24 protein-coding genes and 1 pseudogene are annotated in these 25,905 nt (G+C 45.7%); 19 read left to right on the top strand and 6 right to left on the bottom strand.

Annotated features, from left to right (window positions below):
• Positions 1-8: 8 nt before the first annotated feature.
• Positions 9-626, bottom strand: coding sequence for a DUF47 domain-containing protein (locus LWH95_RS11065; protein WP_003218470.1), 618 nt, complete (start codon positions 624-626; stop codon positions 9-11).
• Positions 627-901: 275 nt separating this feature from the next.
• Positions 902-2,218: a serine/threonine exchanger gene (gene steT / locus LWH95_RS11070; RefSeq protein ID WP_003239092.1), complete on the bottom strand. Its 1,317-nt coding sequence runs from the start codon at positions 2,216-2,218 to the stop codon at positions 902-904.
• Positions 2,219-2,603: 385 nt separating this feature from the next.
• On the opposite strand from steT, the gene LWH95_RS11075 reads away from it, so the two are divergent.
• The 4 genes from LWH95_RS11075 to LWH95_RS11090 all read left to right on the top strand — a co-directional run bounded on the left by LWH95_RS11075 (position 2,604) and on the right by LWH95_RS11090 (position 6,975).
• Complete coding sequence (locus tag LWH95_RS11075; protein ID WP_232919594.1) at positions 2,604-3,554, top strand: ring-cleaving dioxygenase; 951 nt, start codon at positions 2,604-2,606, stop codon at positions 3,552-3,554.
• Between the two features lie 100 nt (positions 3,555-3,654).
• Entirely contained in the window at positions 3,655-3,801 is a 147-nt protein-coding gene (locus LWH95_RS11080; protein WP_232919595.1) for a hypothetical protein, read from the top strand.
• A 7-nt stretch (positions 3,802-3,808) separates the two neighbouring features.
• Complete coding sequence (locus LWH95_RS11085) at positions 3,809-5,992, top strand: glycosyltransferase family 39 protein (protein ID WP_232919596.1); 2,184 nt, start codon at positions 3,809-3,811, stop codon at positions 5,990-5,992.
• A gap of 11 nt (positions 5,993-6,003) precedes the next feature.
• Positions 6,004-6,975, top strand: a complete 972-nt coding sequence (locus LWH95_RS11090; protein ID WP_133487755.1) for a glycosyltransferase family 2 protein — start codon at positions 6,004-6,006, stop codon at positions 6,973-6,975.
• Positions 6,976-7,467: 492 nt separating this feature from the next.
• Here LWH95_RS11090 and htrA read toward each other — a convergent pair whose 3' ends face one another.
• Positions 7,468-8,838, bottom strand: coding sequence for a serine protease HtrA (htrA, locus tag LWH95_RS11095; RefSeq protein ID WP_133487753.1), 1,371 nt, complete (start codon positions 8,836-8,838; stop codon positions 7,468-7,470).
• Between the two features lie 171 nt (positions 8,839-9,009).
• Between htrA and proG the strand changes: the two genes are divergently transcribed.
• The 10 genes from proG to LWH95_RS11145 all read left to right on the top strand — a co-directional run bounded on the left by proG (position 9,010) and on the right by LWH95_RS11145 (position 19,387).
• Positions 9,010-9,828 (top strand): pyrroline-5-carboxylate reductase ProG, encoded by an 819-nt coding sequence (gene proG, locus LWH95_RS11100; protein ID WP_232919597.1) that lies wholly within the window; start codon positions 9,010-9,012, stop codon positions 9,826-9,828.
• Between the two features lie 127 nt (positions 9,829-9,955).
• On the top strand, positions 9,956-10,780 hold the full coding sequence (gene dppA / locus LWH95_RS11105) for a D-aminopeptidase DppA (protein ID WP_232919598.1): 825 nt from the start codon (positions 9,956-9,958) through the stop codon (positions 10,778-10,780).
• A gap of 15 nt (positions 10,781-10,795) precedes the next feature.
• Positions 10,796-11,722: a dipeptide ABC transporter permease DppB gene (gene dppB / locus LWH95_RS11110; RefSeq protein WP_232919599.1), complete on the top strand. Its 927-nt coding sequence runs from the start codon at positions 10,796-10,798 to the stop codon at positions 11,720-11,722.
• Between the two features lie 5 nt (positions 11,723-11,727).
• Positions 11,728-12,690, top strand: a complete 963-nt coding sequence (dppC, locus tag LWH95_RS11115) for a dipeptide ABC transporter permease DppC (RefSeq protein WP_003239082.1) — start codon at positions 11,728-11,730, stop codon at positions 12,688-12,690.
• 4 nt (positions 12,691-12,694) lie between these two features.
• Entirely contained in the window at positions 12,695-13,702 is a 1,008-nt protein-coding gene (gene dppD / locus LWH95_RS11120) for a dipeptide ABC transporter ATP-binding subunit DppD (RefSeq protein WP_084995051.1), read from the top strand.
• 2 nt (positions 13,703-13,704) lie between these two features.
• A complete protein-coding gene (gene dppE / locus LWH95_RS11125; protein WP_232919600.1) occupies positions 13,705-15,354 on the top strand; it encodes a dipeptide ABC transporter substrate-binding protein DppE in 1,650 nt (549 codons plus the stop codon).
• Positions 15,355-15,441: 87 nt separating this feature from the next.
• Positions 15,442-16,401: a S66 peptidase family protein gene (locus tag LWH95_RS11130; RefSeq protein WP_232919601.1), complete on the top strand. Its 960-nt coding sequence runs from the start codon at positions 15,442-15,444 to the stop codon at positions 16,399-16,401.
• Positions 16,398-17,498 carry a mandelate racemase/muconate lactonizing enzyme family protein gene (ykfB, locus tag LWH95_RS11135; protein WP_232919602.1) on the top strand — a complete coding sequence of 367 codons (1,101 nt, stop codon included), beginning with the start codon at positions 16,398-16,400 and terminating at the stop codon, positions 17,496-17,498. The genes LWH95_RS11130 and ykfB overlap by 4 nt, the downstream gene beginning before the upstream one ends.
• Complete coding sequence (locus tag LWH95_RS11140; RefSeq protein WP_232919603.1) at positions 17,495-18,385, top strand: C40 family peptidase; 891 nt, start codon at positions 17,495-17,497, stop codon at positions 18,383-18,385. Before ykfB ends, LWH95_RS11140 begins: the two co-directional genes overlap by 4 nt.
• 12 nt (positions 18,386-18,397) lie before the next feature.
• Positions 18,398-19,387 carry an ABC transporter ATP-binding protein gene (locus tag LWH95_RS11145; protein WP_148981533.1) on the top strand — a complete coding sequence of 330 codons (990 nt, stop codon included), beginning with the start codon at positions 18,398-18,400 and terminating at the stop codon, positions 19,385-19,387.
• 42 nt (positions 19,388-19,429) lie between these two features.
• On the opposite strand, the gene pgl is transcribed toward LWH95_RS11145, so the two are convergent.
• Both pgl and LWH95_RS11155 read right to left on the bottom strand, forming a co-directional pair.
• On the bottom strand, positions 19,430-20,479 hold the full coding sequence (gene pgl / locus LWH95_RS11150; RefSeq protein ID WP_003239074.1) for a 6-phosphogluconolactonase: 1,050 nt from the start codon (positions 20,477-20,479) through the stop codon (positions 19,430-19,432).
• An 89-nt stretch (positions 20,480-20,568) separates the two neighbouring features.
• On the bottom strand, positions 20,569-21,429 hold the full coding sequence (locus tag LWH95_RS11155; RefSeq protein ID WP_232919604.1) for a dimethylarginine dimethylaminohydrolase family protein: 861 nt from the start codon (positions 21,427-21,429) through the stop codon (positions 20,569-20,571).
• Between the two features lie 189 nt (positions 21,430-21,618).
• On the opposite strand from LWH95_RS11155, the gene LWH95_RS11160 reads away from it, so the two are divergent.
• Positions 21,619-22,137, top strand: coding sequence for an acyl-CoA thioesterase (locus tag LWH95_RS11160; protein WP_032732170.1), 519 nt, complete (start codon positions 21,619-21,621; stop codon positions 22,135-22,137).
• Positions 22,138-22,384: 247 nt separating this feature from the next.
• Positions 22,385-23,584 carry an NO-inducible flavohemoprotein gene (hmpA, locus tag LWH95_RS11165; protein ID WP_232919605.1) on the top strand — a complete coding sequence of 400 codons (1,200 nt, stop codon included), beginning with the start codon at positions 22,385-22,387 and terminating at the stop codon, positions 23,582-23,584.
• A gap of 76 nt (positions 23,585-23,660) precedes the next feature.
• Here the strand turns inward: hmpA and LWH95_RS11170 are convergent.
• Positions 23,661-23,891 (bottom strand): annotated as a pseudogene (locus LWH95_RS11170) (hypothetical protein).
• Between the two features lie 156 nt (positions 23,892-24,047).
• Between LWH95_RS11170 and LWH95_RS11175 the strand changes: the two are divergent.
• From LWH95_RS11175 to LWH95_RS11185, 3 genes are all read left to right on the top strand, one after another.
• Positions 24,048-24,779, top strand: a complete 732-nt coding sequence (locus tag LWH95_RS11175; RefSeq protein WP_133487735.1) for a DUF421 domain-containing protein — start codon at positions 24,048-24,050, stop codon at positions 24,777-24,779.
• Between the two features lie 91 nt (positions 24,780-24,870).
• Positions 24,871-25,398, top strand: a complete 528-nt coding sequence (locus tag LWH95_RS11180; RefSeq protein WP_232919606.1) for a DinB family protein — start codon at positions 24,871-24,873, stop codon at positions 25,396-25,398.
• Positions 25,388-25,903, top strand: a complete 516-nt coding sequence (locus tag LWH95_RS11185; RefSeq protein ID WP_232919607.1) for a GNAT family N-acetyltransferase — start codon at positions 25,388-25,390, stop codon at positions 25,901-25,903. Before LWH95_RS11180 ends, LWH95_RS11185 begins: the two co-directional genes overlap by 11 nt.
• The last annotated feature ends 2 nt before the right edge of the window (positions 25,904-25,905 follow it).

The following is a 25,905-nucleotide window of genomic DNA, read 5'->3' on the forward strand; positions in this document are numbered from 1 at the left end:
ACCCCTCGTTACGCGTTTTTCATAATGATGGTTTCAAGATTATTGGCAACACTTTGGCAAGAGTCGGCAATTTCTTCAAGCGTTTCGTAAATTTCACGATATTGAATGACTTTGATCGGATCTGTTTCATTTCCGAAAAGATTTTTTAATGATTTTCTGTGCAGGTTGTCACAACTGTGCTCATACTCTTTAATTTTAATCGCGTGAGGCTGAATATCCTTTAAGCGGTTTTCTGCCAGCAGCTCAATTGTAATCAAAATTTCTTTCGCACATTCTCTGATGTATCCGCTGAACTTATCGATATGCTCGTCTGATGAAGTGATTGAGAAAATCTCCATCATGGCAGAGAAATGTTCAATTCCGTCAAGCACATCATCCAGGCTGTTTGTCAGCTGAAGAATATCTTCGCGCTCAATAGGAGTGATGAACGCTTTGTTAAGCTCTTTAATCATGACATGAACATGATTGTCACCTTTTGTTTCATATTCCTTTAACGTATCTGCAAATTCTTTAAGCGTCGTTTGGTTAGTAACCTTAAAATTCACAAAATACTCTGCAGTTTCGTCTATGTTCTTTGCAATTTCTGTTAAAAGGAGTGAGAACTTATCTTTTTTTCTTCTTATCATTAAAAACCCTCCATAGTTTGAATGAACAATGCACACATCAAATTATTATATAGCCTTTTGTCGAAAAAAAACAGGTAAAGTCGAAAAAAACGTATCTTGACTTTTTCGATAAATCGTGTCTCCTTATTTTGACCTACTTCCCTTTAAAAAAACGACCCAAGTTTGCAAAAACTTTCTGCTTAACGTAAAAAGTATATCAAAAGTTGTGTTTTTCCTGTCAACTTTTATCTTCTGTTTCACCAAAAAACGGTTCCCTAAACAAGGGAACCGTTTTATCAGCTTGCTTTTCGTTTTTTTATCCAGTAATAAACAGGCAGCCCGGCAAGTCCGATGAGGATGGATAATCCGCAGCTCAGTGTATCTGTAATGAGTGTGCTGCCTAATACAAAGAGTGAGCCTGCGATGGCCAAAATCGGCATGAATGGGTAAAGCGGAACACTGTAGGCGCGCTTTTCTCCCTTTGTTTGCTTGCGGAGGATAAACACCGCAAAAAAGGCCATCACATAAAAAATGTAGATCATGAAAATCGAGATTTCTGAGAGCTTATCAGGGTTGCTGATCAGCATCATAATCAAAGACACGGCAATTTGGAAGGATATCGCAATCCATGGTGTGCGGAACGTCGGGTGCACATGTGACAGTTTTTCAGCAAATGGAAGCTGCTTGCGTTCCGCCATTGCAAATGACACACGCGGGAAAGAAAGGACCTTACCGTTTAAGCAGCCGAAGATGCTGACAATAATCCCGACACTGATCAGCTTTCCGCCAATTGAACCGAACAGCATGGTGGCAGCCGTGCTCGTCGCATTTTCACCAAGTGTGACAATTTCGTTCGCAGACAGGATGTGAAGCAATGCAAAATTAATGAAGATATAGATTGCTGTTACAATTAATAATCCGCCTGTCATAGCACGCGGCAGCAGCTTTTCGGGGTTTTTCATTTCTCCGCCGAGAGCGGCCAGAAGAATCCATCCGTCGTAAGCAAACAGTGTAGCCAAAATGGCTGCTCCGAAGTTCATATCGGAAATGCTTTCGTTTACTGCTGTGAAGATGTGCTGATCGCCTTTCCAAAGGCCAAAGATGATGATGCATGCAATCGGAATCAGCTTTCCGATCGTTGTCAGCGTTTGGACAAAGCCGCCGTATTTTGTACCGATAATATTAATGACGCATAAAAAGAGAACTGCTATAATTCCGATTACTTTTGATAGGCCAGATCCCCAGCCGAAAAGATTCGCCATTAAAGATCCAAAATATAAACCCAGTGCGCCAATAATCGCCGGACCGTAAATGATAATCTGCACCCAGCCGCACAAAAATCCCCAAAACTCGCCGTACACTTCTTCAAGGTACGTATAAAGCCCGCCGGTTTTTGGAATCTGCGTTCCGATTTCCGCGATTGTCAAACCGCCCGCCAGAGTTAAAATACCGCCTAACAGCCAGGCGAAAAGCGCTGTTTTTGAATCACCTGAATAAGCGAGCACAGCGCCAGGCTTCATAAAAACACCTGAACCGATAATGGTTCCGATGACAAGAGTAAGGGCAAACAAGAGGCCTATCTCTTTTTTTAAACCGTTGTCTTCAGTATGCATGTCCTTAACCTCCTATGATGTTGAAGCTTCATAATGAAGAATCTATTTTTCATATTGTAAACCCTATTTTAGAAAAGTGGAATAAAATAAATTTTCTGATTTTCGATATTTGCATGTATATGCCTGATAAAACTGTGAAAACGCATGATTTAATGAGTTATAAACGAATAAATGTATGATTATCAGATTATAAAGTTCGTGTTTTGTAGGCGGTTTTTTGCCGGTACGGAGGGTGCTGTGAGAACGAAGGAAAATAACGAACCTTCAGAGAAGCTGATATGTTGACTTTCCCGTGCGAATAAAATACCTTGTAATTAGAACAATAAATATATAACTATGATGCGATATCTCGAAATCGAGATAAAATGACCTGGAGGGACAGCATATGAAAGTCAACGGCATACACCACGTGTCGGCATTAACAGCCGACGCACAAAAAAACTTAGATTTTTATAAAAAAGTATTAGGATTAAAGCTCGTCAAAAAATCCGTCAACCAGGATGAACCGACAATGTACCATCTGTTCTACGGAGATGAAGTGGCAAATCCGGGAACTGAGCTGACGTTTTTCGAGATTCCCCGTATTGCGCCGTTTCATGCGGGAACAAACAGTATTTCTTCTATTGGTTTGCGCGTTCCAAGCACAGAAGCCCTGCATTACTGGAAAGAACGTTTTGAAGAGCATCAGGTGGCGCACAGCGGCATTGCCAAAAGAGCCGGACGTGACATATTGGCATTCCAAGATCATGAAGGACAGCGCCTTGTGCTGACTGCTGATGAGAAAGGCAAAGGATATGGTTTGCCTGTTAAACAAAGCGGCATTCCGGAAGAATTTTCGTTTCGCGGGTTAGGGCCGGTTGAACTGACTGTGCCATACGCTGAATCAACCTTACACGTATTGACGAATATTCTTGGATTTACAGAAATCAGCCGTGAAGCAGTCGAAGGGCAAGGAACCGCCGTTATTTTGGAATCTGGAGAAGGCGGTGCGGCAACAGAAATCCATTTAATAGAAAGAAACGATCTTCCACGAGAGCGCCAAGGCAAAGGAAGTGTTCACCATGTCGCGTTTCGGGTAAGAGATGAAGAAGAACTTGCCGGGTGGCACCAGATCATCAGCCGGGAAGGCTATAGCAATTCCGGCATCGTTGAACGCTACTACTTCAAGGCGCTGTATTTCAGAGAGCCGAACGGCATCTTGTTCGAGTTATCAACAGACGGACCAGGCTTTATGGTTGATGAAAACCTTGATGAGCTTGGCCAAACGATTGCTCTTCCGCCGTATCTTGAGCATCGAAGACCTGAAATTGAAGCAAAACTAAAACCGATTCAATAAATTGTGATTCATTTGCCTTCCGGCGCCGCCGGAAGGCTTTTTTTATTACCATAATTAATTTTGACCTAAACAGCATGCCTTATTAGGGAGGAAATATCAGATGCTGATTGGGAGAAATGGCTTAAAACCCTTTGCATATATGGACGATTGGTATGAAATAGACTCGGCAAAAATATTGTCTTTGTTTATTAATAGTTTATTCATATTTGCTTGTTACACTATTTCAAAGTTAGACAAAAAGGAGTGAAAAACACGTGGAAAAGAAAAAACGCGAGCTGGATATTTTCCTCATCCTCATTTTGCTCGCATCTGCATTCTTAAATATCTATAACATTTGGAAGGACGACACGGTGAATCCTTATTACACCGCGGCAGTTACAAGTATGATGCAAAGCTTTCATAATTTCTTTTATGCTTCGTTCGATGCTGCCGGCTTTATAACAGTTGATAAACCGCCTGTTACATACCAAATCCAAACGATCAGTGCACTGATATTCGGTATGCACGGGTGGAGCGTCATTCTCCCTCAAGCATTGGCGGGTGTAGGTTCAGTACTTCTTATGTACTTGCTGATTAAGCCGACATTCGGAAAAACGGCGGCACGCATTGCCTCATTTGTTATGGCATGTACGCCGATTGCTGTAGCTGTAGCACGTACAAACAATGTTGATGCATTACTGGTATTTTTCTTATTGCTGGCTACTTGGCTTCTCTTTAAAGCCATCAGAAAAGGAAAGCTAATCTGGCTGTTAGCAGCATTTTTCGTTGTTGGAGTAGGTTTCAATACAAAAATGCTACAGGCTTACATGATTTTACCGGCTTTCTTATTGTTCTATCTGATTGCGGCAAACGCCACAATCAAGAAAAAAATCGTTTCATTGGTAAGTGCTTTAGCTGTATTGGCAGCCGTTTCGTTATCATGGCCGCTCATTGTTGACAATATCCCTGCAAGCAAGCGGCCTTATATCGGAAGCAGCCAGACCAACTCTGTTTTGGAATTGGCTTTCGGATATAACGGGATTCAGCGGCTGACAGGCCAAAATTCCGGCGGCCAGGGCGGATCAAACGGAGACGCTTCAAAAGAAATGTCTTCTTCCGATAACAGTTCATCGCAAACTCAAGCACCGCCTAATCAGTCATCAAGCAGCAGCTCATCAAGCGATGATAAATCATCAAATGGCAATATGACGGCACCTCCATCCAATGGTCAAATGCCTAGCGGCGGTCAAGGAGGCCCTCCAAGCGGAGGAGATCGCGGCCAAGGCGGACCTGGCGGAGACGGAGGGAAAGGCGGTACAGGAACCGGTTCAAAAATGCAATCAGGTTCAGGAATGTTCGGGACGGGAACACCTGGTCCGCTGCGGCTTTTCCAACAAGAATTATCTGATCAAATCAGCTGGCTTCTGCCATTTGCGATTTTTGGAATTGCAGGCTTACTGATCGCAGGCGCGAGAGAAAGAAGAAGACTATCTGCAGAGCAGAAGGAAACGGTTTTCTGGGTTGCATGGCTTGTACCGATTGCCGGATTCTTCAGTGTCGCAGAATTTTTCCATCATTATTATCTCATTATGCTGGCACCGCCGATTGCGGCTCTTGTCGGTGCGGGTTGGGTAGCCCTTGTTCATCTGTATCGCATTCAGACAGGCTGGAAATCATGGCTTCTGCCGGCAGCGATTATTGCGACAACTGGATTTGAATTGTTCATTCTCAGAAACTACAACGATCAAATCGGAGCAGGATGGAGCATCGGTGTAGGGGTTATCGGCGCGTTATCTGCAATTGCTCTGCTGCTGTTCAAACAGCGCCAAAAACCGATCAGTTATTATGTATCACTTGCAGCTCTTCTTGCATTGCTGGTGATGCCGATTTATTGGGCAAGCACACCGCTTCTGTACGGAGGCAACAGCTCACAGCCTGAAACAGGGCCACAGCTTGCATCAATGAGCGGAAAAGGCATGGGAATGTCTGATGCAACTGTAAATGAAAAACTGATCAAATATCTAGAGGAAAATAACTCCGGAGCTGAATACCTATTCGCCACAACCGACTCGAACACAGCGGCGCCATATATTATTAAAACGAAAAAAGCTGTTATGACAATTGGCGGATTCAGCGGTTCTGACCCGGCTATTACGCTGACTCAATTTAAAAAGCTTGTAAAAGAAGGAAAAGTGAAATACTTCTTAGCTTCTGGAATGGGAAGAGGCGGAAACAATGACATTATTGAATGGGTTCAGAAAAACGGGAAAGAAGTGTCTTCAGATAAATGGCAATCAAGCTCTGATCAACAATCATCATCTGATCAGAAAACAGAAAATACTGATTCAGCTGATACATCAAGCAACAGCAAGTCTTCAGGCGAAAACGGTCAAATGGGCGGCGGACCTGGCGGAATGAATCAGTCAGCTTCATTATATGAACTAAATGCTGATGAATAGGAGGAAAAAACATGAGCAGACATATTCAATATTCAATTGTTGTACCTGTGTATAACGAAGAGCTTGTCATTCATGAAACCTATCAGCGCTTAAAAGAGGTCATGGATCAAACGAAGGAAAACTACGAGCTGCTTTTTGTCAACGATGGGAGCAAAGATCGCAGTATTGAGATTTTAAGAGAGCACAGCCTAATCGATCCGAGAGTGAAAATCATTGATTTTTCAAGGAACTTTGGGCACCAGATCGCCATTACAGCGGGTATGGATTATGCACAGGGGAATGCAATCGTCGTCATTGACGCCGATTTGCAGGACCCTCCTGAATTGATTTTAGATATGATTGAAAAGTGGAAGGAAGGCTATGAGGTCGTGTACGCCGTACGAACAAAACGAAAAGGGGAAACCTTTTTTAAGAAACAAACTGCGGCTATGTTTTACCGGCTCCTCAGCAGCATGACAGATATTGATATCCCGATTGATACGGGGGATTTCCGCCTCATGGACAGAAAAGTCTGTGATGAAATGAAGAGATTAAAAGAAAAAAATCCTTTTGTCAGAGGGCTCGTCAGCTGGGTGGGCTTCAAACAGACAGCGGTCGAGTACGTACGTGATGAAAGGCTCGCCGGAGAAACAAAGTACCCGCTGAAGAAAATGCTGAAGCTGTCAATGGATGGCATCACGACATTTTCACACAAACCGCTGAAGCTGGCAAGCTATGCGGGGATGTTAATGTCAGGTGCAGGATTTCTGTATATGTTTATCGTGCTGTATCTAAAGCTATTCACAGACAGCACCATTACCGGCTGGTCATCACTTATTGTGATCCAGCTCCTGTTCAGCGGCATCGTCCTTCTGATTCTAGGGATGATCGGCGAATATATCGGCAGAATCTACGATGAAGCTAAAGACAGGCCGCTTTACATCGTTCAGAAATCATATGGAATTGAAAATAAAAGACTCTATAGAGACCAGCATATGTCATAACCTGAAACCCCTGTCCGTTACGGACAGGGGTTTTTATTCTCCAGTAATCAAAGTAAAAGAAGCTGATAGATTTATGGGAAGAAGGGATTGAGAACTTGCACTGCGGTTCAGGCATGATGAAATAAAAACGGCAAAGCCTAAAAGCTTTCGTCTTAGGCTTTGCTGTATGTCAGCTGTTATATTGAGGGGCTTTTAAGAAACGCATGATCACAGCCGTACCAGTGATGTTTAATAGAATACTGGCACCCAGTGTAATTTCCCATGCCAATGTCGATTCAGGAAGGAGAAAGCTTAGCACAGAAAAGCTAATCCTGCCCAGATCATGCTCAATCCCACGGTTTTCATGTTCATATCTCTTTCTCAAACATGCATCTGATTAGAATGATGTCAGTCTGAATGATATACAGATGTCTCAGTAGAAAGTTTCATAGAGCAACAGGTCTTTTGTCTAATAAAAAGCCTCAGGCCTTTTGCGGCCTGAGGCGTTATTTCTTAAGAAGTGGTTTCTTCTTTTTGATCGAGTTTGATTTTTTTTGTCATTTCTTTGCCGTTTCTGAGAATTTTTACTTCAACGGTATCACCGATGTTTGCGTCTTTATATAAGATATTGCGCAACTCACTGCCTGTATCAATTTCTTTGCCCTTCAGGCTGATGATAATATCTTCCGCTTTCAACCCAGCCTTTTCAGCAGGAGAGCCTGAAGCGACCTCACGGATGTACACGCCCTTATTCAGCTGGCTGCCGAACAGGCCGAGTGTGCCTTCTTGGTAGTTTTGCGGCACTTGTTCTAAATCAAGCATGCTGACACCGATATACGGACGTTCAATTTGCCCTTTAGACAGCAATTCTTCTGCAATCGGTTTTACGTCATTGCTTGGAATTGCAAATCCGATGCCCTCTACATCATCCTCACTGATTTTCATACTGTTAATGCCGACAATTTTGCCGTCTGTATTTAACAACGGACCGCCGCTGTTACCTGGGTTAATCGCGGCGTCAGTTTGAATCACGTTAATGCTTGTTTGACCAGCTGATGTTGACATCGAAACCGTTCTGTCCACGCCGCTTACAATTCCCTGTGTTACTGTGCGGGACAGGTCTTTTCCGAGCGGATCTCCAATCGCAATGACGGTCTCGCCAGTTCTGAGATCAGATGAATCGCCGAAGCTTGCCACTTTTGTTACGTGGTCATCACTGATTTGAAGGACCGCTAAATCTGTTAACGAGTCACTGCCTACGAGCTTTGCTGTCACCGCAGTGCCGTCATATAATGATACCTTCAGTGAAGATGCTCCTTCTACAACGTGGTTATTCGTAATGATATAAGCCTTGCCGTTCTCTTTTTTGAAAATGACACCCGATCCTGAACCGCTTTCTGTATCTTCGCTGGAATCAGAGCTGGAACCGGATGAGTCAGAGCCGAACAAAGAACTGTTTGACTGAGCCTGAAGATTTGTGATGCCGACAATTGCCGGTGAAAGGTCTTCCACCATATCTGAGATTTTAGAAGAATCTTCGCTTTTGAATGCAGATGAGCTGCTTGAGCTTGATGAGCTTTTGCTAGATTCAGAGGACGTGCTTTTAGCTGTAACAGATTGCGTTTGCTGTTGGCTGGATGACTGTTTTACAGTGTCCTGAGAATCATGGTCGCCAAGCGGTGTAAACGTGTAAATCCCAAGGGCGATACTGCCGCCGATCACTCCGCCAAGCAGCGGTCTGAACCATCCGAACCCTCGTTTTTTCTTCTCCTGATCATGCATGACATTGCGGGCTGAGTAGGAGGTGCTCTGATCGTTCTCTTTCGCTAGAAAGACCTCATTCTCATTTCCTTCCGTTCTGTTTTCGTCACGATTGTTATCCATCATGTTCACTCCGTTTCTCTATTTTCACTAATTTCTATTTGATTATGATAGTTTTATGACTTGAGTTTATCATAAACAAAAACTGTGGGATAAAAATGAAAAGATTATGGGAAATTGTGAAAAAGGGCGGAAAACGGTACACTCTTTATTGTATATGAAAGGACTGAGTCGATGGAACAGATTGGATTGATTGGATATGGCAGCATGGCCGATATGATCGCCAGGAAGCTGTTGAAGTATGGAAAAATAAAGGAGAATGAGCTTTTTATTGAAACTAGAACGAAGGGGGAGCGGCTTAAGGCGCTGATCTCAGATTATCCAAACGTATCGGCTGATTCGCTTGAGAGCTGGGCGGAAACGTGCCGTTTGATTTTTATATGTGTCCCGCCGCTCCATGTCATCGAAACATTGCGCCGTCTGCACCCGTATGTGAACAGGAATACTCATATCGTATCCATTGCCGCCGGCGTGCCGCTGCGCCTTTTGGAGGCTGAAACAGAAGCCGGTATATCACGTGTCATTCCTGCTATTACGTCCGAAGCAGAAGCAGGCATCTCACTTGTCGTTCACAGTGAGGTATTGACAGCGGATAAAAAAGAACGTCTGAATGAATTGTTATCGGCTTTCAGCAGTGTACGAGAAATCAAAGAATCAAATTTGGATGCCGCCAGCAATTTGACGAGCTCTGCACCCGGGTTCATAGCTGCCGTCTTCGAAGAACTGGCGCTGTCTGCGGTGAGAAACAGCAGCCTGTCCAAAGAAGAAGCCTTTGATTTTCTGATTCATTCTCTATACGGTACTGGCAAACTGCTGATCGAAAAGAATATGTCTTTCGAGGAAACGCTGGGGCGTGTCGCAACGAAAGGCGGAATTACAGGGGAGGGTGCTGAGGTCATACGCGCCTCAGTGCCGGAAGTTTTTGATCAGGTGTTTGAAAGAACCCTGAAAAAATATAAGCTGCTTACAGAACAGACAGAGAAACAGAAATGAATCCTTGAAAGAGGATTCTTTTTTATCATTGAATCGTTGTGATTTTCCCCAGTTATATTGCATTTTTCCTCTTTTTTTAATATAATTTGTTAGAATATTCATAATTTAGTAAAAAAGGAGGAGCGTTATGAAACTGTATATGTCAGTAGATATGGAAGGTATTTCGGGTCTTCCGGACGATACCTTTGTTGATTCCGGCAAGCGCAATTATGAACGCGGACGGCTAATCATGACTGAAGAAGCAAACTACTGTATTGCCGAAGCGTTTAACAGCGGGTGTACTGAGGTGCTGGTCAATGACAGCCATTCGAAGATGAATAATCTGATGGTTGAAAAGCTTCACCCTGAAGCAGACTTGATTTCCGGTGACGTCAAACCATTTTCAATGGTAGAGGGGCTGGATGATACGTTTACAGGCGCTTTGTTTCTCGGTTATCATGCGAGAGCTTCCACTCCCGGTGTGATGTCACACAGCATGATTTTCGGCGTCCGTCATTTTTACATAAACGATCGGCCTGTCGGTGAGCTTGGGTTAAATGCATACGTTGCCGGTTATTATGATGTCCCGGTGTTAATGGTAGCCGGAGATGACCGGGCGGCGAAGGAAGCGGAAGAGCTCATTCCGAATATTACGACAGCCGCTGTCAAACAAACCATTTCAAGATCTGCAGTGAAGTGTTTGTCTCCTGCGAAAGCCGGCCGGCTGCTGACAGAAAAAACCGCATTTGCCCTGCAAAACAAATACAAAGTCAAACCGCTCACACCGCCGGACAGACCGGTTTTGAGCATTGAATTCGCCAATTACGGACAGGCAGAATGGGCGAATCTGATGCCGGGAACTGAACTCAAGCCGGGAACCACAACCGTTCAATTTCAGGCGAAGGACATGCTTGAAGCCTATCAGGCGATGCTTGTCATGACTGAGCTTGCGATGCGGACATCATTCTGCTAAAGGGGTGTTGAGGCTTTGGCGCGATACATGATGAAGCGTTTTTGGGCAATGGCAGCTACGATTTTGGTGATTACCACCCTGACTTTTGTTCTCATGAAGGTCATTCCCGGATCTCCTTTTAACGAGGAGCGAGGCACAAATGAAGTCGTTCAAAAAAATCTCGAAGCCTACTATCACTTAGACGATCCTCTCATTTTCCAATACATCATCTACCTAAAATCCATCATTACATTCGATTTCGGACCTTCAATTAAAAAACCGTCAGACAGCGTAAATGATATGCTGGAACGCGGATTTCCCGTTTCCTTTGAGCTTGGAATGACAGCGATTGTCATTGCTGTGATCTCCGGGCTCGTGCTGGGCGTAATCGCTGCGCTCCGCCGCAATGGCTTTTTGGACTACGCCGCGATGAGTTTGGCGGTACTCGGCATCTCCATCCCGAATTTTATTCTGGCAACATTGCTCATTCAGCAATTTGCTGTCAATCTCAAACTATTTCCCGCTGCCACATGGACGAGTCCGATCCATATGGTGCTTCCGACCGCAGCGCTTGCAGTAGGGCCAATGGCAATTATCGCCAGGCTGACACGGTCAAGCATGGTCGAAGTCCTGACGCAGGATTATATCCGCACAGCAAAAGCAAAAGGGCTTTCTCCGTTCAAAATTATCGTAAAACACGCACTCAGAAATGCACTTATGCCCGTCATTACCGTTCTGGGCACACTCGTTGCCAGCATCCTAACAGGAAGCTTTGTTATTGAAAAAATCTTTGCCATTCCGGGAATGGGAAAATATTTTGTTGAAAGCATTAATCAGCGGGACTATCCCGTGATTATGGGAACGACCGTTTTTTACAGCGTCATTCTGATCATCATGCTGTTTTTGGTCGACTTGGCCTACGGTCTGCTGGACCCGCGCATTAAACTGCATAAGAAAGGGTGAAGCGTGTGAATCTCCCTGTACAAACAGATGAACGCCAGCCAGAGCAGCACATTCAGGTGCCGGATGAATGGTTTGTCTCGAATCAGGAAAAAAATCGAGAAGCCGATTCGGTTAAGCGGCCGAGTTTGTCATACACGCAGGATGCTTGGAGGAGGCTGAAGAAAAATAAATTAGCGATGGCTGGACTTTTTATTCTTTTATTTCTTTTTGTCATGGCAGTTATCGGACCCTTTTTATCACCCCATAGTGTCGCGCGCCAATCGCTGACCGAACAAAATCTCCCGCCCTCAGCCGATCATTGGTTCGGCACCGATGAGCTCGGCCGGGATGTGTTTACCCGAACATGGTATGGAGCGAGGATTTCGTTATTTGTCGGAGTGATGGCAGCGCTGATTGATTTTGTGATCGGTGTCATTTACGGGGGCGTTGCCGGCTATAAAGGCGGCAGGACTGACAGTATCATGATGCGGATTATCGAAGTACTGTACGGGCTGCCGTATCTGCTCGTTGTCATTTTGCTGATGGTGCTGATGGGGCCGGGGCTGGGCACTATTATTGTGGCGCTGACTGTAACCGGATGGGTCGGCATGGCGAGAATTGTTAGAGGCCAGGTGCTTCAAATTAAAAATTATGAATATGTACTCGCCTCGAAAACCTTTGGTGCGAAAACCTTTCGCATCATCCGGAAGAATCTGCTGCCGAATACGATGGGAGCGATTATCGTACAAATGACATTAACCGTACCTGCCGCTATATTCGCAGAATCATTTTTAAGCTTTCTCGGCCTCGGCATACAGGCTCCGTTTGCCAGTTGGGGTGTGATGGCGAATGACGGTCTGCCTACGATTTTGTCTGGGCATTGGTGGCGCCTGTTTTTTCCGGCCTTTTTCATTTCCTTAACGATGTATGCGTTTAACGTACTGGGGGACGGATTGCAGGATGCGCTCGACCCTAAGCTGAGGAGGTAGCTGTATGGAAAAAGTTCTGTCAGTCAAAAATCTGCACGTTTCGTTTACGACTTACGGCGGGACGGTTCAGGCGGTCAGAGGGGTGAGCTTTGATTTGTATCAAGGTGAAACCTTTGCAATCGTCGGCGAATCAGGCTGCGGCAAAAGCGTTACCTCCCAAAGCATTATGGGACTGCTTCCGCCTTATTCGGCGAAGGTGACAGACGGCAGCATTTTATTTAAAAACAAAGACCTTTGCCGTCTCTCTGACAAAGCAATGAGAAGCATAAGGGGAGCCGACATTTCTATGATTTTTCAAGACCCGATGACGGCGTTAAACCCGACGCTGACTGTCGGAGACCAGCTGGGGGAAGCGCTCCTGCGCCACAAAAAAATGAGCAAAAAGGCGGTACGGGAAGAGGTGCTTTCTATGCTGTCATTGGTCGGCATTCCCGATCCCAAAGAGCGCCTGAAGCAGTATCCCCACCAATTTAGCGGCGGCATGAGACAGCGGATTGTCATTGCAATGGCGCTAATTTGCGAGCCAGACATCTTAATCGCAGATGAACCGACCACTGCCCTTGACGTGACCATTCAGGCGCAGATTTTGGAGCTGTTTAAAGAGATTCAGAGAAAAACCAATGTGTCTGTCATTCTGATTACACATGATTTAGGGGTCGTTGCCCAGGTTGCTGACAGAGTCGCAGTCATGTATGCCGGAAAAATAGCGGAAATCGGCACGAGAAAAGATATTTTTTATCAGCCGCAGCATCCATACACAAAAGGGCTGCTGAACTCTGTCCCGCGGCTGGATTTGGATGGCGCGGAGCTGATTCCGATCGACGGAACGCCGCCGGATTTATTTTCACCTCCGCCAGGCTGCCCATTTGCCGCCCGCTGTCCGAACAGGATGATCGTATGTGACAGGGTATACCCGGGCCAGACCATCAGATCTGACACGCACACCGTCAACTGCTGGCTGCAGGATCAGCGGGCCGAGCATGCGGTGCTGTCCGGAGATGCGAAGGATTGAACATGAAAAGGGGGAAGAGGATGAAACGAGTGAAAAAGCTATGGGGGATGAGTCTTGCATTAGGACTCTCGCTTGCGCTGATGGGATGTACAGCAAACGAACAGGCCGGAAAAGAAAGCGGAAATGATAAGGCAAAAACAAGCGGAGAAAAGGTGCTGTATGTAAATAACGAAAATGAACCGACTTCGTTCGATCCGCCGATCGGTTTTAATAATGTGTCGTGGCAGCCGCTAAATAACATCATGGAGGGGCTGACGCGTCTTGGAAAAGAAAATGAGCCTGAACCGGCAATGGCGGAAAAGTGGTCTGTATCAAAAGATAAAAAAACCTACACATTTACGATACGGGAAAATGCGAAATGGACAAACGGAGATCCGGTAACTGCCGGAGACTTTGAATACGCGTGGAAACGGATGCTTGACCCGAAAAAAGGCGCTTCATCCGCGTTTCTGGGCTATTTTATTGAAGGCGGCGAAGCGTATAACAGCGGAAAAGGGAAGAAAGACGATGTGAAGGTGACGGCAAAGGATGATCGAACCCTTGAAGTAACGCTTGAAGCACCGCAAAAATATTTTCTAAGCGTCGTGTCCAATCCGGCGTATTTTCCGGTAAACGAAAAGGTCGATAAAGAAAATCCAAAATGGTTTGCTGAGGCGGATACATTTGTCGGGAACGGTCCGTTTAAGCTGACGGAATGGAAGCATGATGACAGCATCACAATGGAGAAAAGCGATACGTATTGGGATAAAGATACGGTGAAGCTAGATAAGGTGAAATGGGCGATGGTCAGTGACAGAAATACAGATTACCAGATGTTTCAGTCTGGGGAACTGGATACCGCTTATGTTCCTGCTGAATTAAGCGATCAGCTGCTGGATCAGGATAACGTCAGCATTGTTGACCAGGCGGGCCTATATTTCTACCGGTTTAATGTAAACATGGAGCCGTTCCAAAATGAAAACATCAGAAAAGCCTTTGCGATGGCTGTGGATCAAAAGGAAATTGTAAAGTACGTCACGAAAAACAATGAAAAACCGGCGCGTGCGTTTGTATCGCCCGGATTTACGCAGCCTGACGGCAAGGATTTCCGTGAAGCGGGCGGAGATCTGATCACGCCAAATGAAAGCAAAGCGAAGCAGCTGCTGGAAAAGGGCATGAAGGAAGAAAACTACGATAAGCTTCCTGCGATCACCCTTACTTACAGCACGAAGCCGGAGCATAAAAAGATTGCCGAGGCTATCCAGCAAAAATTAAAAAATACCCTTGGGGTCGACGTGAAGCTGGCCAATATGGAATGGAACGTATTTTTAGAGGATCAAAAAGCACTGAAATTCCAATTCTCTCAAAGCTCATTTTTGCCTGACTACGCGGACCCTATCAGTTTTCTGGAAGCCTTCCAAACAGGAAATTCGATGAACCGCACAGGCTGGGCCAATAAAGAATACGATCAGCTGATCAAGCAGGCGAAACATGAAGGCGATGAAAAAACGCGTTTCTCCCTGATGCATCAAGCGGAAAAGCTATTGATCAATGAAGCCCCGATCATCCCGGTTTATTTCTATAACCAGGTCAACCTGCAAAACGAAAATGTGAAGGGAATCGTCCGGCATCCTGTCGGCTATATCGATTTAAAGTGGGCAGATAAAAACTAACAACGGCGATTAAGAAAATACTGCTTCTTTATGCGAAGGAGCGGTATTTTTTCTCTTTCCTGCACGTATACGTAGGGAGCAGAGCAAATGAAAGGAGTGATTCAGTTGAATCACAAGCCGAAAGCGCTGAAAAAGGGTGATACAGTCGGAGTAATCGCGCCCGCAAGCCCGCCGGATCCAAAAAAGCTTGAAACCGCGCTTTTATTTTTAGAAGAGCTCGGTCTTCAGGTGAAACTGGGCAAGGCACTGAAAAACCAGCACGGCTATTTAGCGGGACAGGATGATGAGCGGCTGGCTGATCTCCATGAGATGTTCAGAGACGAGGAGGTAAATGCAGTGCTGTGCGCATGCGGGGGTTTTGGGACAGGACGTATCGCCGCCGGCATTGATTTCAGCTTAATCCGCAAACATCCCAAAATCTTCTGGGGATACAGCGATATTACGTTTTTACATACTGCTATCTATCAAAACACAGGCCTTGTTACCTTCCATGGCCCGATGCTCAGCTCAGATATTGGCCTCGACGACGTCCACCCGCTGACAAAAGCGTCGTATGAGCAGCTTTTCCAAGAGACGGCATTCACCTATACAGAAGAGGTTTCTCCGCTGACGGTTCTTGTTCCCGGAAAAGCGGAAGGCGAGCTTGTCGGGGGAAATCTGTCTTTGCTGACGTCTACACTGGGCACGCCGTTTGAAATTGATACGAGAGGAAAGCTTCTGTTTATTGAAGATATTGACGAGGAGCCATATCAAATCGACCGGATGCTGAATCAGCTAAAAATGGCAGGAAAGCTGACGGACGCCGCCGGCATTCTTGTTTGTGATTTTCATAACTGTGTCCCGGTGAAGAGGGAGAAGTCCCTCTCACTTGAGCAAGTGCTCGAAGACTATATTGTATCGGCGGGCAAGCCTGCTCTGAGAGGATTTAAAATCGGCCACTGCTCACCGAGTTTCGCCGTTCCGATCGGTGTGCAAGCTGCAATGAATACAGCACAAAAAACTGTCGTCATCGAGGCGGGCGTTTCAGAAGGAGCGCTGAAGACATGAAAATCACTCAAATAGAAACAAGCCGAATCGCCGTTCCGCTCATAAAGCCGTTTAAAACCGCGCTTCGCACTGTGTATACGGCTGAATCTGTCATTGTAAGGATCACTTATGACAGCGGCGCAATCGGATGGGGGGAGGCGCCTCCGACGATGGTGATTACAGGAGACAGCATGGATAGCATTGAAAGTGCAATTCACAATGTCTTGAAGCCGGCACTGCTTGGAAAAAGCCTGTCCGGCTGTGAGGCCATTTTGCATGACATACAGCATCTCCTTACAGGAAATATGAGCGCTAAGGCGGCTGTGGAAATGGCGGTATACGACGGCTGGGCGCAGATGTGCGGATTGCCGCTTTACCAAATGCTCGGCGGATACCGAGATAAGCTGGAAACGGATTATACCGTCAGTGTCAACTCACCTGAAGAGATGGCAGCGGATGCCGGGAATTATCTCAAACAAGGCTTTCAAACGCTGAAAATAAAGGTCGGCAAAGAGGATATCGCAACAGATATCGCCCGTATCCAGGAAATCAGAAAACGTGTCGGGCCCGGCGTAAAACTTCGTTTAGACGCCAATCAGGGGTGGACGCCGAAGGAAGCAGTAACAGCGATTCGGAAAATGGAGGATACCGGTCTAGGGATTGAGCTTGTCGAGCAGCCTGTCCATAAAGATGACCTCGCTGGGCTTAAAAAGGTAACAGATGCGACAGACACGCCGATTATGGCCGATGAAAGTGTTTTTACGCCGCGGCAGGCATTCGAAGTTCTTCAAACCAGGAGCGCTGACTTGATTAATATTAAATTGATGAAAGCGGGCGGCATCAGCGGAGCGGAGAAAATCAATGCCATGGCTGAGGCGTGCGGGGTGGAGTGCATGGTCGGCAGCATGATCGAAACAAAGCTGGGCATTACGGCCGCGGCACATTTCGCGGCAAGCAAAAAAAACATCACACGCTTTGATTTTGACGCGCCGCTGATGCTGAAAACAGATGTAATCAAAGGCGGCATAACATACAGCGCCAGCACGATTGCGATGCCTGACAGACCAGGTCTCGGAATCACCGGAGCTGCGCATTTGAAAGGGGAAATAGAGCAATGATGCAAACTGTCATATCAGCTGTGGCCAACATCTGGACATCGCCTGATTCTCCGCGTCCATCAGATCAAGTGATGATCCGTCCGACCGTATTGATCAGAGATTGGCTGGAGCGCATGACATATGATGAGCGGCTTGGATTATGTACAGACAATGTGATCCAAACTCAGGTTCTCTTTGGCGAAAAGGTACTGGTGACGGCGGAACAGGGTGAATGGGTTTCTGTGATCGTGCCGAGCCAGCCATCCCGAAAGGATCCACGCGGATATCCGGGCTGGATGAAAAAGAACCAACTGAAAAAAACAGATCCGATCCATACACAAAACAATGTCATGATTAGCAAACCTGCTGCCTTTTTGTACAAAAGCAATGGAGAAAAGGAGATCGAATTGAGCTTTTTAACTGTCCTGCCCTTCATTGCAGAAGAAAACGGATATTTTAAAGTTTCAACCGCTTTTGGGGAAAGGTTTGTGAAGCTGACTGATGCAGTGCCTGTCCGCGAACAGAAAGGAACCGCTGAAGACATCATTCAAACGGGGGCGGTTTTTCTCGGACTTCCCTACCTGTGGGGAGGGATCAGCGGGTTTGGGTTCGATTGCTCAGGGTTTATGTACAGTATATTTAAGGCCAATGGATACTGTATCCCCCGTGATGCTGGAGATCAGGCAAAGGCGGGGGAGGATGTCCCGCTTGATAATATGAAAGCCGGTGATCTGCTATTTTTTGCTTATGAAGAAGGAAAAGGAGCGATTCATCACGTCGGTTTGTATGTAGGCGGCGGGAAAATGCTTCATTCTCCAAAGACAGGGAAATCAATCGAAATCCTTACATTAAAAGAGACCATCTATGAAAAAGAACGATGTGCGGTGCGCCGCTGTTTTTCAGAATAAGGAGGGAGACAAATGACGCCACTGCCTTTGTTAGAGGTCAGCCAGCTGAAAATGCATTTTGACGCAGGGAAAAAGCGGACAGTCAAAGCCGTCGACGGGGTCACCTTTCAGATTCATGAAGGAGAAACGTTCGGGCTAGTCGGTGAATCAGGGTGCGGGAAATCAACCTTGGGGAGAGTGCTGATGCGCCTTTATCAGCCGACAGATGGAAGTGTGACATACCGCGGCACAAATCTTCACGCACTGAGTGAAAAAGAGCAGTTTGCCTTCAACCGCAAGCTGCAGATGATTTTTCAGGATCCTTATGCTTCACTTAACCCGCGCATGACCGTTCGAGAAATTATTTTGGAGCCGATGGAAATTCACAATCTATATAATACCCATAAAGCGCGGCTTCTCGTTGTGGACGAGCTGCTTGAGGCAGTGGGGCTTCATCCCGATTTTGGCAGCCGTTATCCCCATGAATTCAGCGGCGGACAAAGACAGAGGATTGGGATTGCAAGAGCACTGTCGCTGAATCCTGAATTTATCGTGGCAGACGAGCCGATTTCTGCACTTGATGTCTCGGTTCAGGCGCAGGTGGTCAACCTGCTGAAGCGGCTTCAAAAAGAGAAAGGACTCACGTTTTTATTTATTGCCCATGATCTTTCGATGGTGAAGCATATCAGTGACAGGATCGGTGTCATGTACTTAGGGCACATGATGGAAATTACAGAGAGCGGAACACTGTATCGTGAACCGCTGCACCCCTATACAAAGGCGCTTTTGTCCTCGATTCCGATTCCAGATCCTGAATTGGAGGACAAGCGTGAGCGTATCCTTTTAAAAGGGGAGCTGCCGAGCCCGGTCAATCCGCCGAGCGGCTGCGTGTTTCGGACCCGCTGTCCGGAGGCAATGCCTGAATGCGGGGAATCCCGTCCCCAGCTTCAAGAAATCGAAGCCGGCCGATTTGTCGCTTGCCATTTGTATCGAAATGCTGAGACGACAGAAAAGGTGAGATAAAAGCAAGAGTGGCTCTGTTTTTTGCAGAGCCACTCTTTGCTTTTATGATTGATGTAAAAATTTCACGCAAACCGGGTAAGGGACAGAAACAGTTGATGGAAGCACTGTCAATCGGCCGGTTTCTTTGTCTCTTTCAAACAGTACAAGGTTGCCTGTTTCTTCATTTGATGCAACAAGGAACGCTTCCGTTGGATCAAATACAAAGTCACGAGGCCAGTTGCCTTCTGTTGAGACTCTTTCCACGAAAGCCAGCTCGCCTGAGTATTGATTCACTTCAAATACAGCGATACTGTCATGGCCGCGGTTTGCGACGTAAACAAAACGGCCGTCCTGTGTGACATGAATGGCACTTCCCTGGCTGTTATCTGTAAAATCATCAGGGATGGCAGAGACGACATGGATTTCTCGGAATTCGCCGGCAGTCGGATTGTATTCAAGCGCAATCACTTCATTGCTTAATTCTGTCATCACATAAGCATATTTTTCTTTGGGATGAAAAGCAATATGGCGAGGTCCTGCGCCGGGAGCGAAAGAATGGGTTCCGGATTCAGTCAATACGCCGTCTTTCAGCTTATAGGTGTAAAGCTTATCTGTTCCTAAATCAACCGCTACGACATAGTTGTGTTCAGGTGTGAATCCCGCGTAGTGTGTATGCGGCTTTTCCTGTCTTTCGTGCGGCCCTTTTCCTGTGTGGGCAGCTTCTGCAGCAGGAGCTTGTAAACTTCCGTCGCCTTGGACAGGAAAAGCGTGTACCTTTCCGCTGTGATAATTGGCAGTCAATACGAATTGATTTTGATCATCGACGCTTACGTGGCATGGTGATGGGCCGTCAATTAACTGATGATTCAGAAATGTTAATTCACCGCTGTTTTTATCGATTTGATAGGCAGCAACTCCGCCTTGGCCGTCTGCTTTTTCAATTGAATAAAGAATGGTGTTGTCTTTATTCGGCGTCACATATGTCGGGTTGCCCAGCTTAGCGGCAAGCTTTGGCTCGCTGAGTGTTTTTTTCTCAGTATCAAGCTCAAATGAATAAATCCCTTCGCTTCCGCCTTTTGTATATGTTCCGACATATCCTATGTACTTTGTCATGCGATTTCCCCCTTAAAAATGATGTCACCTTTATATTAACGTATCTTGATAAAATAAGCTGTTCAAAACATGAAAAAGGGGAATATTCTTCATTCACCGCGAATCAGCGGCATCGTACAGCATCTGAAGGAGCCGCCTGATTTAATAATTTCTGACAGGTCGATTTCGATGATGTGATAGCCTCTTTTCGATAACTGTTGATTGACATGGCGGTTGCAAGGGAGGCTGATGATCGTTTTTCTCCCGATAGAAAGAACGTTGGTGCCAAGCGTAAATTGTTCGTCCTCGGGCACCTCGATGAGATCATAACGTTTTGCCAGCATTTCAACTTCCTCTGGCTCAAGGGCTTTAGGATAAATTAGTGCTTCGCTTTCAGATACGATGTTAAATACGCAGTCCAAATGCAAAAATTTTTCATGCAGCTGTACTGGAATGACCGTATATTCAGGAAGCGCCTCTTCCAGCTGGCCGATGGCTGACATGTCCGTGCGCTGGCTGATTCCGACGTAGACTGTATCACCATCGATGATGACGTCACCGCCTTCAATGCTGGTATCAAGCATACAGGTGTAAGAAATGCCTTGACTGTGAAAAAACTCTTTTATGACGGCTTCTTCCCCTTGGCGAATCGGTTCAGTCATGCTCGAGAGGCAGGCTTTTTCTCCGATGACAAACCCTATGTCCCGGGTGAAGACCTGCTCGGGGAGTCCGTCGCGGACGGGCAAAAGGATGACCTCGATGTTGTGTGACCTGAGTGCTTCAACCAATCGGCTGTGCTGGTCGGTGGCGGTTTTGACATGAATATTGTCATTTTCAAAATGTTTTTGTGTTTCGTTTATGACATCTTTTATGGTCATATGCTCCGGTCTGCATAAAATCACTTTCTGAAGTGTGCCGTATTCTGTTTGGCATACCGTTTTGTACTGGTGTTTCGGGATGGATACGTCCATTTGTTTCTCCTCCTGACCGTGTGAAGAATACATTTATTATTCCCTCATCATGAAAATCATTAAACGTTTTGGAAAGAAAACCTGACAGACAAACCATTTTAAATTTTAGACAAATAGCAGAGAATATTGTTTAATAGGAGAATATGAGTGCATTTAGCTAAACGATCAGACATCAAAGGGGAGAAAGGTATGGAAACACCGGAAACAAAATTTTGTAAAGAGTCAAAGGTTGTAAAAACCAGCAGGGTGTTCCCGCTTGATACAAACAACCATAATACGCTGTTTGGCGGAAAATTAATGAGCTACATCGACGATATTGCCTCTATTTCCGCTGCGCGCCATTGCAGACGGGAAACAGTAACAGCTTCGATGGACTCTGTAGATTTTCTGAAGCCGATCGGGCAAAAGGATTCTGTCTGCCTGGAGTCATATGTGACATGGGTCGGCACATCTTCCATGGAGGTGTTTGTAAAAGTCATTAAGGAGCATCTGATGACTGGCGAACGGGAACTTGCCGCGACATCCTTTTTGACATTTGTCGCATTAGATTCAAATGGCAAGCCGGTGCCTGTACCGAGAGTTGTACCGGAAACAGAAGAAGAAATCATGCTGCACAATACAGCAGTTCAGCGAGCTAATGAACGAAAGAACCGCAAAAAACACAGCCAGGCGCTTGCAAATGCGCTCGGAACTGATAAGCCTTGGTAATCGTTAAACCCAAAACATGATGTTGTTTTGGGTTTTTTTGTGCTGTTCATCTTTCCGATGGTGATAATTACAGCGGTTAGTCCGTTTTTGCTAGGGGATTCTATAAAAAAGCAACATTTGTCACGTTAAATTGATAATTTTGTGACAATTTTATTAAAGATTCATTTTGAATATATCTTTTGTTCGTGACATCATGTATTTTAAAGATATATTTTAAATACATCTTTTTGAAAGGATTGTTTAAACGATGTTAGATAATAAAACAATCGAAATTATTAAAAGCACTGTACCCGTATTACAACAGCATGGAGAAGCGATCACTGGCCGTTTTTACGATCTGATGTTCCAAGATCATCCAGAACTTTTGAACATTTTTAATCAAACAAACCAAAAGAAAAAAACACAGCGCACTGCACTTGCAAATGCCGTTATTGCAGCTGCGGCAAATATTGATCAGCTCGGAAATATCATTCCGGTCGTGAAACAAATCGGCCATAAGCACCGCTCTATCGGAATTAAGGCTGAACATTATCCGATCGTCGGCAAATATTTGCTGATTGCGATTAAAGATGTTCTGGGAGATGCTGCGACACCTGATATTATGGAGGCATGGGAGAAAGCGTACGGAGTAATCGCTGACGCGTTCATCGGAATTGAAAAAGAAATGTATGAGGAGGCGGAGCAGCAAGCTGGCGGCTGGAAGGAGTATAAGCCGTTCGTCATCGCGAAAAAAGAGCAGGAAAGCAAAGAAATTACATCCTTCTATTTGAAGCCGGAAGACGGCAAGCCGTTACCTGAATTTCAAGCAGGGCAGTATATCAGCATCAAAGTACGGATTCCTGACTCTAAATATACGCATATTCGTCAATACAGCCTGTCTGATATGCCAGGAAAAGACTATTATCGAATCTCAGTGAAGAAAGACGGTGCCGTATCTTCCTATTTACACGATGGGCTGCATGAGGGAGATTCAATAGAGATCAGCGCACCGGCAGGAGACTTTGTTTTAGATCCTTCATCACAAAAAGATCTCGTTCTGATCAGTGCCGGAGTTGGCATTACACCAATGATCAGCATGCTGAAAACGTCTGTTTCCAAGCAGCCTGAACGGCAGATTCTGTTCATTCATGCCGCGAAAAACAGTGAATATCACGCATTGCGTCATGAGGTGGAAGAAGCGGCAAACCATTCTTCTGTCAAGACAGCATTTGTGTATCGTGAGCCAACAGAGGAAGACCGTGCAGGTGATCTTCAATTTCACGAAGGACAAATTGATCAGCAGTTCCTCAAAAAACTGATTGCCAATACAGATGCGGATTATTATATTTGCGGATCACAGTCTTTTATTACAGCAATGCATAAACTTGTGTCAGGGCTTGGATCAGCACCGGACTCTATCCATTACGAGCTGTTCGGCCCGCAATTAAGTATGGCACAGTCCGTTTGAACACATACATGAAACTCTTCTCCTTTCTGAGAAGAGTTTTTTATTGAGATAGAAGAAGGCGGACAAGCGCCTGCTTCTACATTCGGACAATCACTGATCCGCTGCTGCCGCTTGTGCATACACGGTTTTGCTGTTCTTGCATCATTCTCAGCAATTCATTATTTACCTCAATCGCTCTGATTAGCTGCTCCATTCTTAGCTCTTAACCGGCTAGTCTGTCGATTGTCTGCTGTTGCTGATAGCCCGCGGAATGAGAAGCCGATGGAAGATCATAGGGCCAATGGGTATTCGTCTTCTGATACTTCATATTGTGCCTCCAATCTATGTTGCTTTCTATTATGGTATGTGCCAGGGAAGTGCACGTTCGCCTATTTAAACACCGAATAAAAGGGTGTGATGCATAGCGCTTCTGCCTCAGGGCAAAATAGGCTCAATATGACTAGCGTGATGGAGGTAAAGACCGGTGTTGTGGATCGTATGGGCATTTTTACTGAAGCCAGTTATCGTATTTTCGATTGCGTATATTCTGTTTCGGCTTGCCGGTAAAAAAGCCGTATCACAAATGAACAATTTTGATCTGCTTTTGACCTTCGCAATCGGAACCATTATCAGTGAGCCGATTCTTACATCCAGGCTGCCGATGTCGATTTATTACGCGGGCACTTTTTTGGTGCTTTATCTTCTGATGAGCAAGCTTGCTCTTTCTAATAAATGGCGATGGCTGCTGGTCGTAAGTCCGACTGTCTTAATCCGAAACGGGGATATTGATGAACGCGGACTGCGTAAAGAAAGGCTGACTGTTAATGAACTGCTCGGAAAGCTAAGGGAAAAGGGCTATGCCGATCCGGCTGACATTGATCTTGCCATCATTGAAGAAACGGGAGAAGTGAGCGTCATTCCAAAAGAGGAAGCGAGAGCGGTGCAGGTGCGGGATTTGAATATGGAAGCTGAACGGAATTTTATCCCGATCCCCCTCATACTGGACGGTGAAATCCTTGATCATAATTTGAAGTACCTCCAAAAAAACCGAGCATGGCTGTTTGAGAAGCTTGAGGAAAAAGGATACAGCTCCAAACAGCTGTCCTCGATCACACTTGGCACGATGAATGACCGCGGCGATATATCGCTTGATTTGAATACTTCAAACGAACCGCGGCATGATCCGTATTTATATAAACCGGGAAATAACAATTAAGATTGCTCTCTATTTTTAACGAGAGCTTTTTTCTTTTTTAAAGGGAATTTTTGTTTGGCGTCAAATGTACCTAGTTAGGGGGGGAACAAACATGAAGGACTTATTCATTAGAAACGACATGGCGCCAACGGTCAGTCTACTGTATTCCGCAGTGGAAGAAAACACTCTCCGTCTGGCTTCTATCGTAAGCCGCATGACACACAGTGAACTGTATTATAGGGGGCGCTGCCAAACAAAAAACAGCACGGCTCAGCTTTTGCACCATATCGCAAATGTTGACATCAGATGGGTCTGGCGTATCAAGGAAAACCGGATACCGGATCATATTGAACAGGCATACGGCCCGATGACAGATGAAAACGGACGGCTCCCTGAACCGGAGAACCAGCCCGGTTTAGATGAACTCCTGAGAAGACATCAACATGTGGTAAAAGAGCTGAAATCGATATGTTTCACCTTAACTGAAGATGATTTGCACAAGCCGCTTTCTTACGATAATGACACCGTGACTGTAAGGTGGGGCATTTGGCACATGGCGGATCATAACCGCTATCATCAAGCACATATTGAAGCCCTCAAAAAAGAATGGAAGCAGGATTTGGCGGAATATGAGCGCTAAAACGAAGCTTGTGACCGATCGCATTCGTTTGCGCTGTATGGAAGATCGGGATCATGCTTCTTTGCTCGAGCTTTTTAACGATCCTGACGTCATGAAATATTATTCCGGTTTAAAAGATAAAAGGCAAACCCGCGAGTGGATTAATTGGAACAAAAGAAATGAAAAAGGGTACGGCGTCAGTCTGTGGATCGCCGAAGACATACGGGCAGGGGATTTTTTGGGTCAATGCGGCATCGTGCCCCAGCAGATCGAAAATCAGACAGTAATGGAAATCGGCTATATGTTTGCACGCCGCCACTGGGGGAACGGCTATGCGCAAGAAGCGGCTCGAGCCTGCCTGGACTACGGCTTCAACGAGCGGCAGTTCGGCAAAGTGGCGGCTATAATTGACCCGGATAACAAAGCGTCCATACGGGTAGCTGAGAAAATCGGCATGCTATACAGCAGAACGATCAGAAAGTGGAACAAACCAATCGCGGTATATGAAAGAAAATCTTACATTTGAAA

The sequence above is a fragment of the Bacillus sp. G16 genome, from assembly GCF_021282335.1.
Lineage (GTDB): Bacteria > Bacillota > Bacilli > Bacillales > Bacillaceae > Bacillus > Bacillus inaquosorum.

Bases quoted from the DNA above. Each gene is read 5' to 3' on its own strand.
- dppD (WP_084995051.1), top strand. From the start codon at position 12,695: ATGGAAAAAGTTCTGTCAGTCAAAAATCTGCACGTTTCGTTTACGACT.
- LWH95_RS11155 (WP_232919604.1), bottom strand. From the start codon at position 21,429: ATGGACGTATCCATCCCGAAACACCAGTACAAAACGGTATGCCAAACA.
- LWH95_RS11160 (WP_032732170.1), top strand. From the start codon at position 21,619: ATGGAAACACCGGAAACAAAATTTTGTAAAGAGTCAAAGGTTGTAAAA.
- ykfB (WP_232919602.1), top strand. From the start codon at position 16,398: ATGAAAATCACTCAAATAGAAACAAGCCGAATCGCCGTTCCGCTCATA.
- LWH95_RS11180 (WP_232919606.1), top strand. From the start codon at position 24,871: ATGAAGGACTTATTCATTAGAAACGACATGGCGCCAACGGTCAGTCTA.
- hmpA (WP_232919605.1), top strand. From the start codon at position 22,385: ATGTTAGATAATAAAACAATCGAAATTATTAAAAGCACTGTACCCGTA.
- LWH95_RS11140 (WP_232919603.1), top strand. From the start codon at position 17,495: ATGATGCAAACTGTCATATCAGCTGTGGCCAACATCTGGACATCGCCT.
- LWH95_RS11145 (WP_148981533.1), top strand. From the start codon at position 18,398: ATGACGCCACTGCCTTTGTTAGAGGTCAGCCAGCTGAAAATGCATTTT.
- LWH95_RS11185 (WP_232919607.1), top strand. From the start codon at position 25,388: ATGAGCGCTAAAACGAAGCTTGTGACCGATCGCATTCGTTTGCGCTGT.
- proG (WP_232919597.1), top strand. From the start codon at position 9,010: ATGGAACAGATTGGATTGATTGGATATGGCAGCATGGCCGATATGATC.
- steT (WP_003239092.1), bottom strand. From the start codon at position 2,218: ATGCATACTGAAGACAACGGTTTAAAAAAAGAGATAGGCCTCTTGTTT.
- LWH95_RS11075 (WP_232919594.1), top strand. From the start codon at position 2,604: ATGAAAGTCAACGGCATACACCACGTGTCGGCATTAACAGCCGACGCA.
- pgl (WP_003239074.1), bottom strand. From the start codon at position 20,479: ATGACAAAGTACATAGGATATGTCGGAACATATACAAAAGGCGGAAGC.
- LWH95_RS11130 (WP_232919601.1), top strand. From the start codon at position 15,442: ATGAAAGGAGTGATTCAGTTGAATCACAAGCCGAAAGCGCTGAAAAAG.
- dppA (WP_232919598.1), top strand. From the start codon at position 9,956: ATGAAACTGTATATGTCAGTAGATATGGAAGGTATTTCGGGTCTTCCG.
- LWH95_RS11090 (WP_133487755.1), top strand. From the start codon at position 6,004: ATGAGCAGACATATTCAATATTCAATTGTTGTACCTGTGTATAACGAA.
- LWH95_RS11065 (WP_003218470.1), bottom strand. From the start codon at position 626: ATGATAAGAAGAAAAAAAGATAAGTTCTCACTCCTTTTAACAGAAATT.
- dppE (WP_232919600.1), top strand. From the start codon at position 13,705: ATGAAAAGGGGGAAGAGGATGAAACGAGTGAAAAAGCTATGGGGGATG.
- LWH95_RS11080 (WP_232919595.1), top strand. From the start codon at position 3,655: ATGCTGATTGGGAGAAATGGCTTAAAACCCTTTGCATATATGGACGAT.
- htrA (WP_133487753.1), bottom strand. From the start codon at position 8,838: ATGGATAACAATCGTGACGAAAACAGAACGGAAGGAAATGAGAATGAG.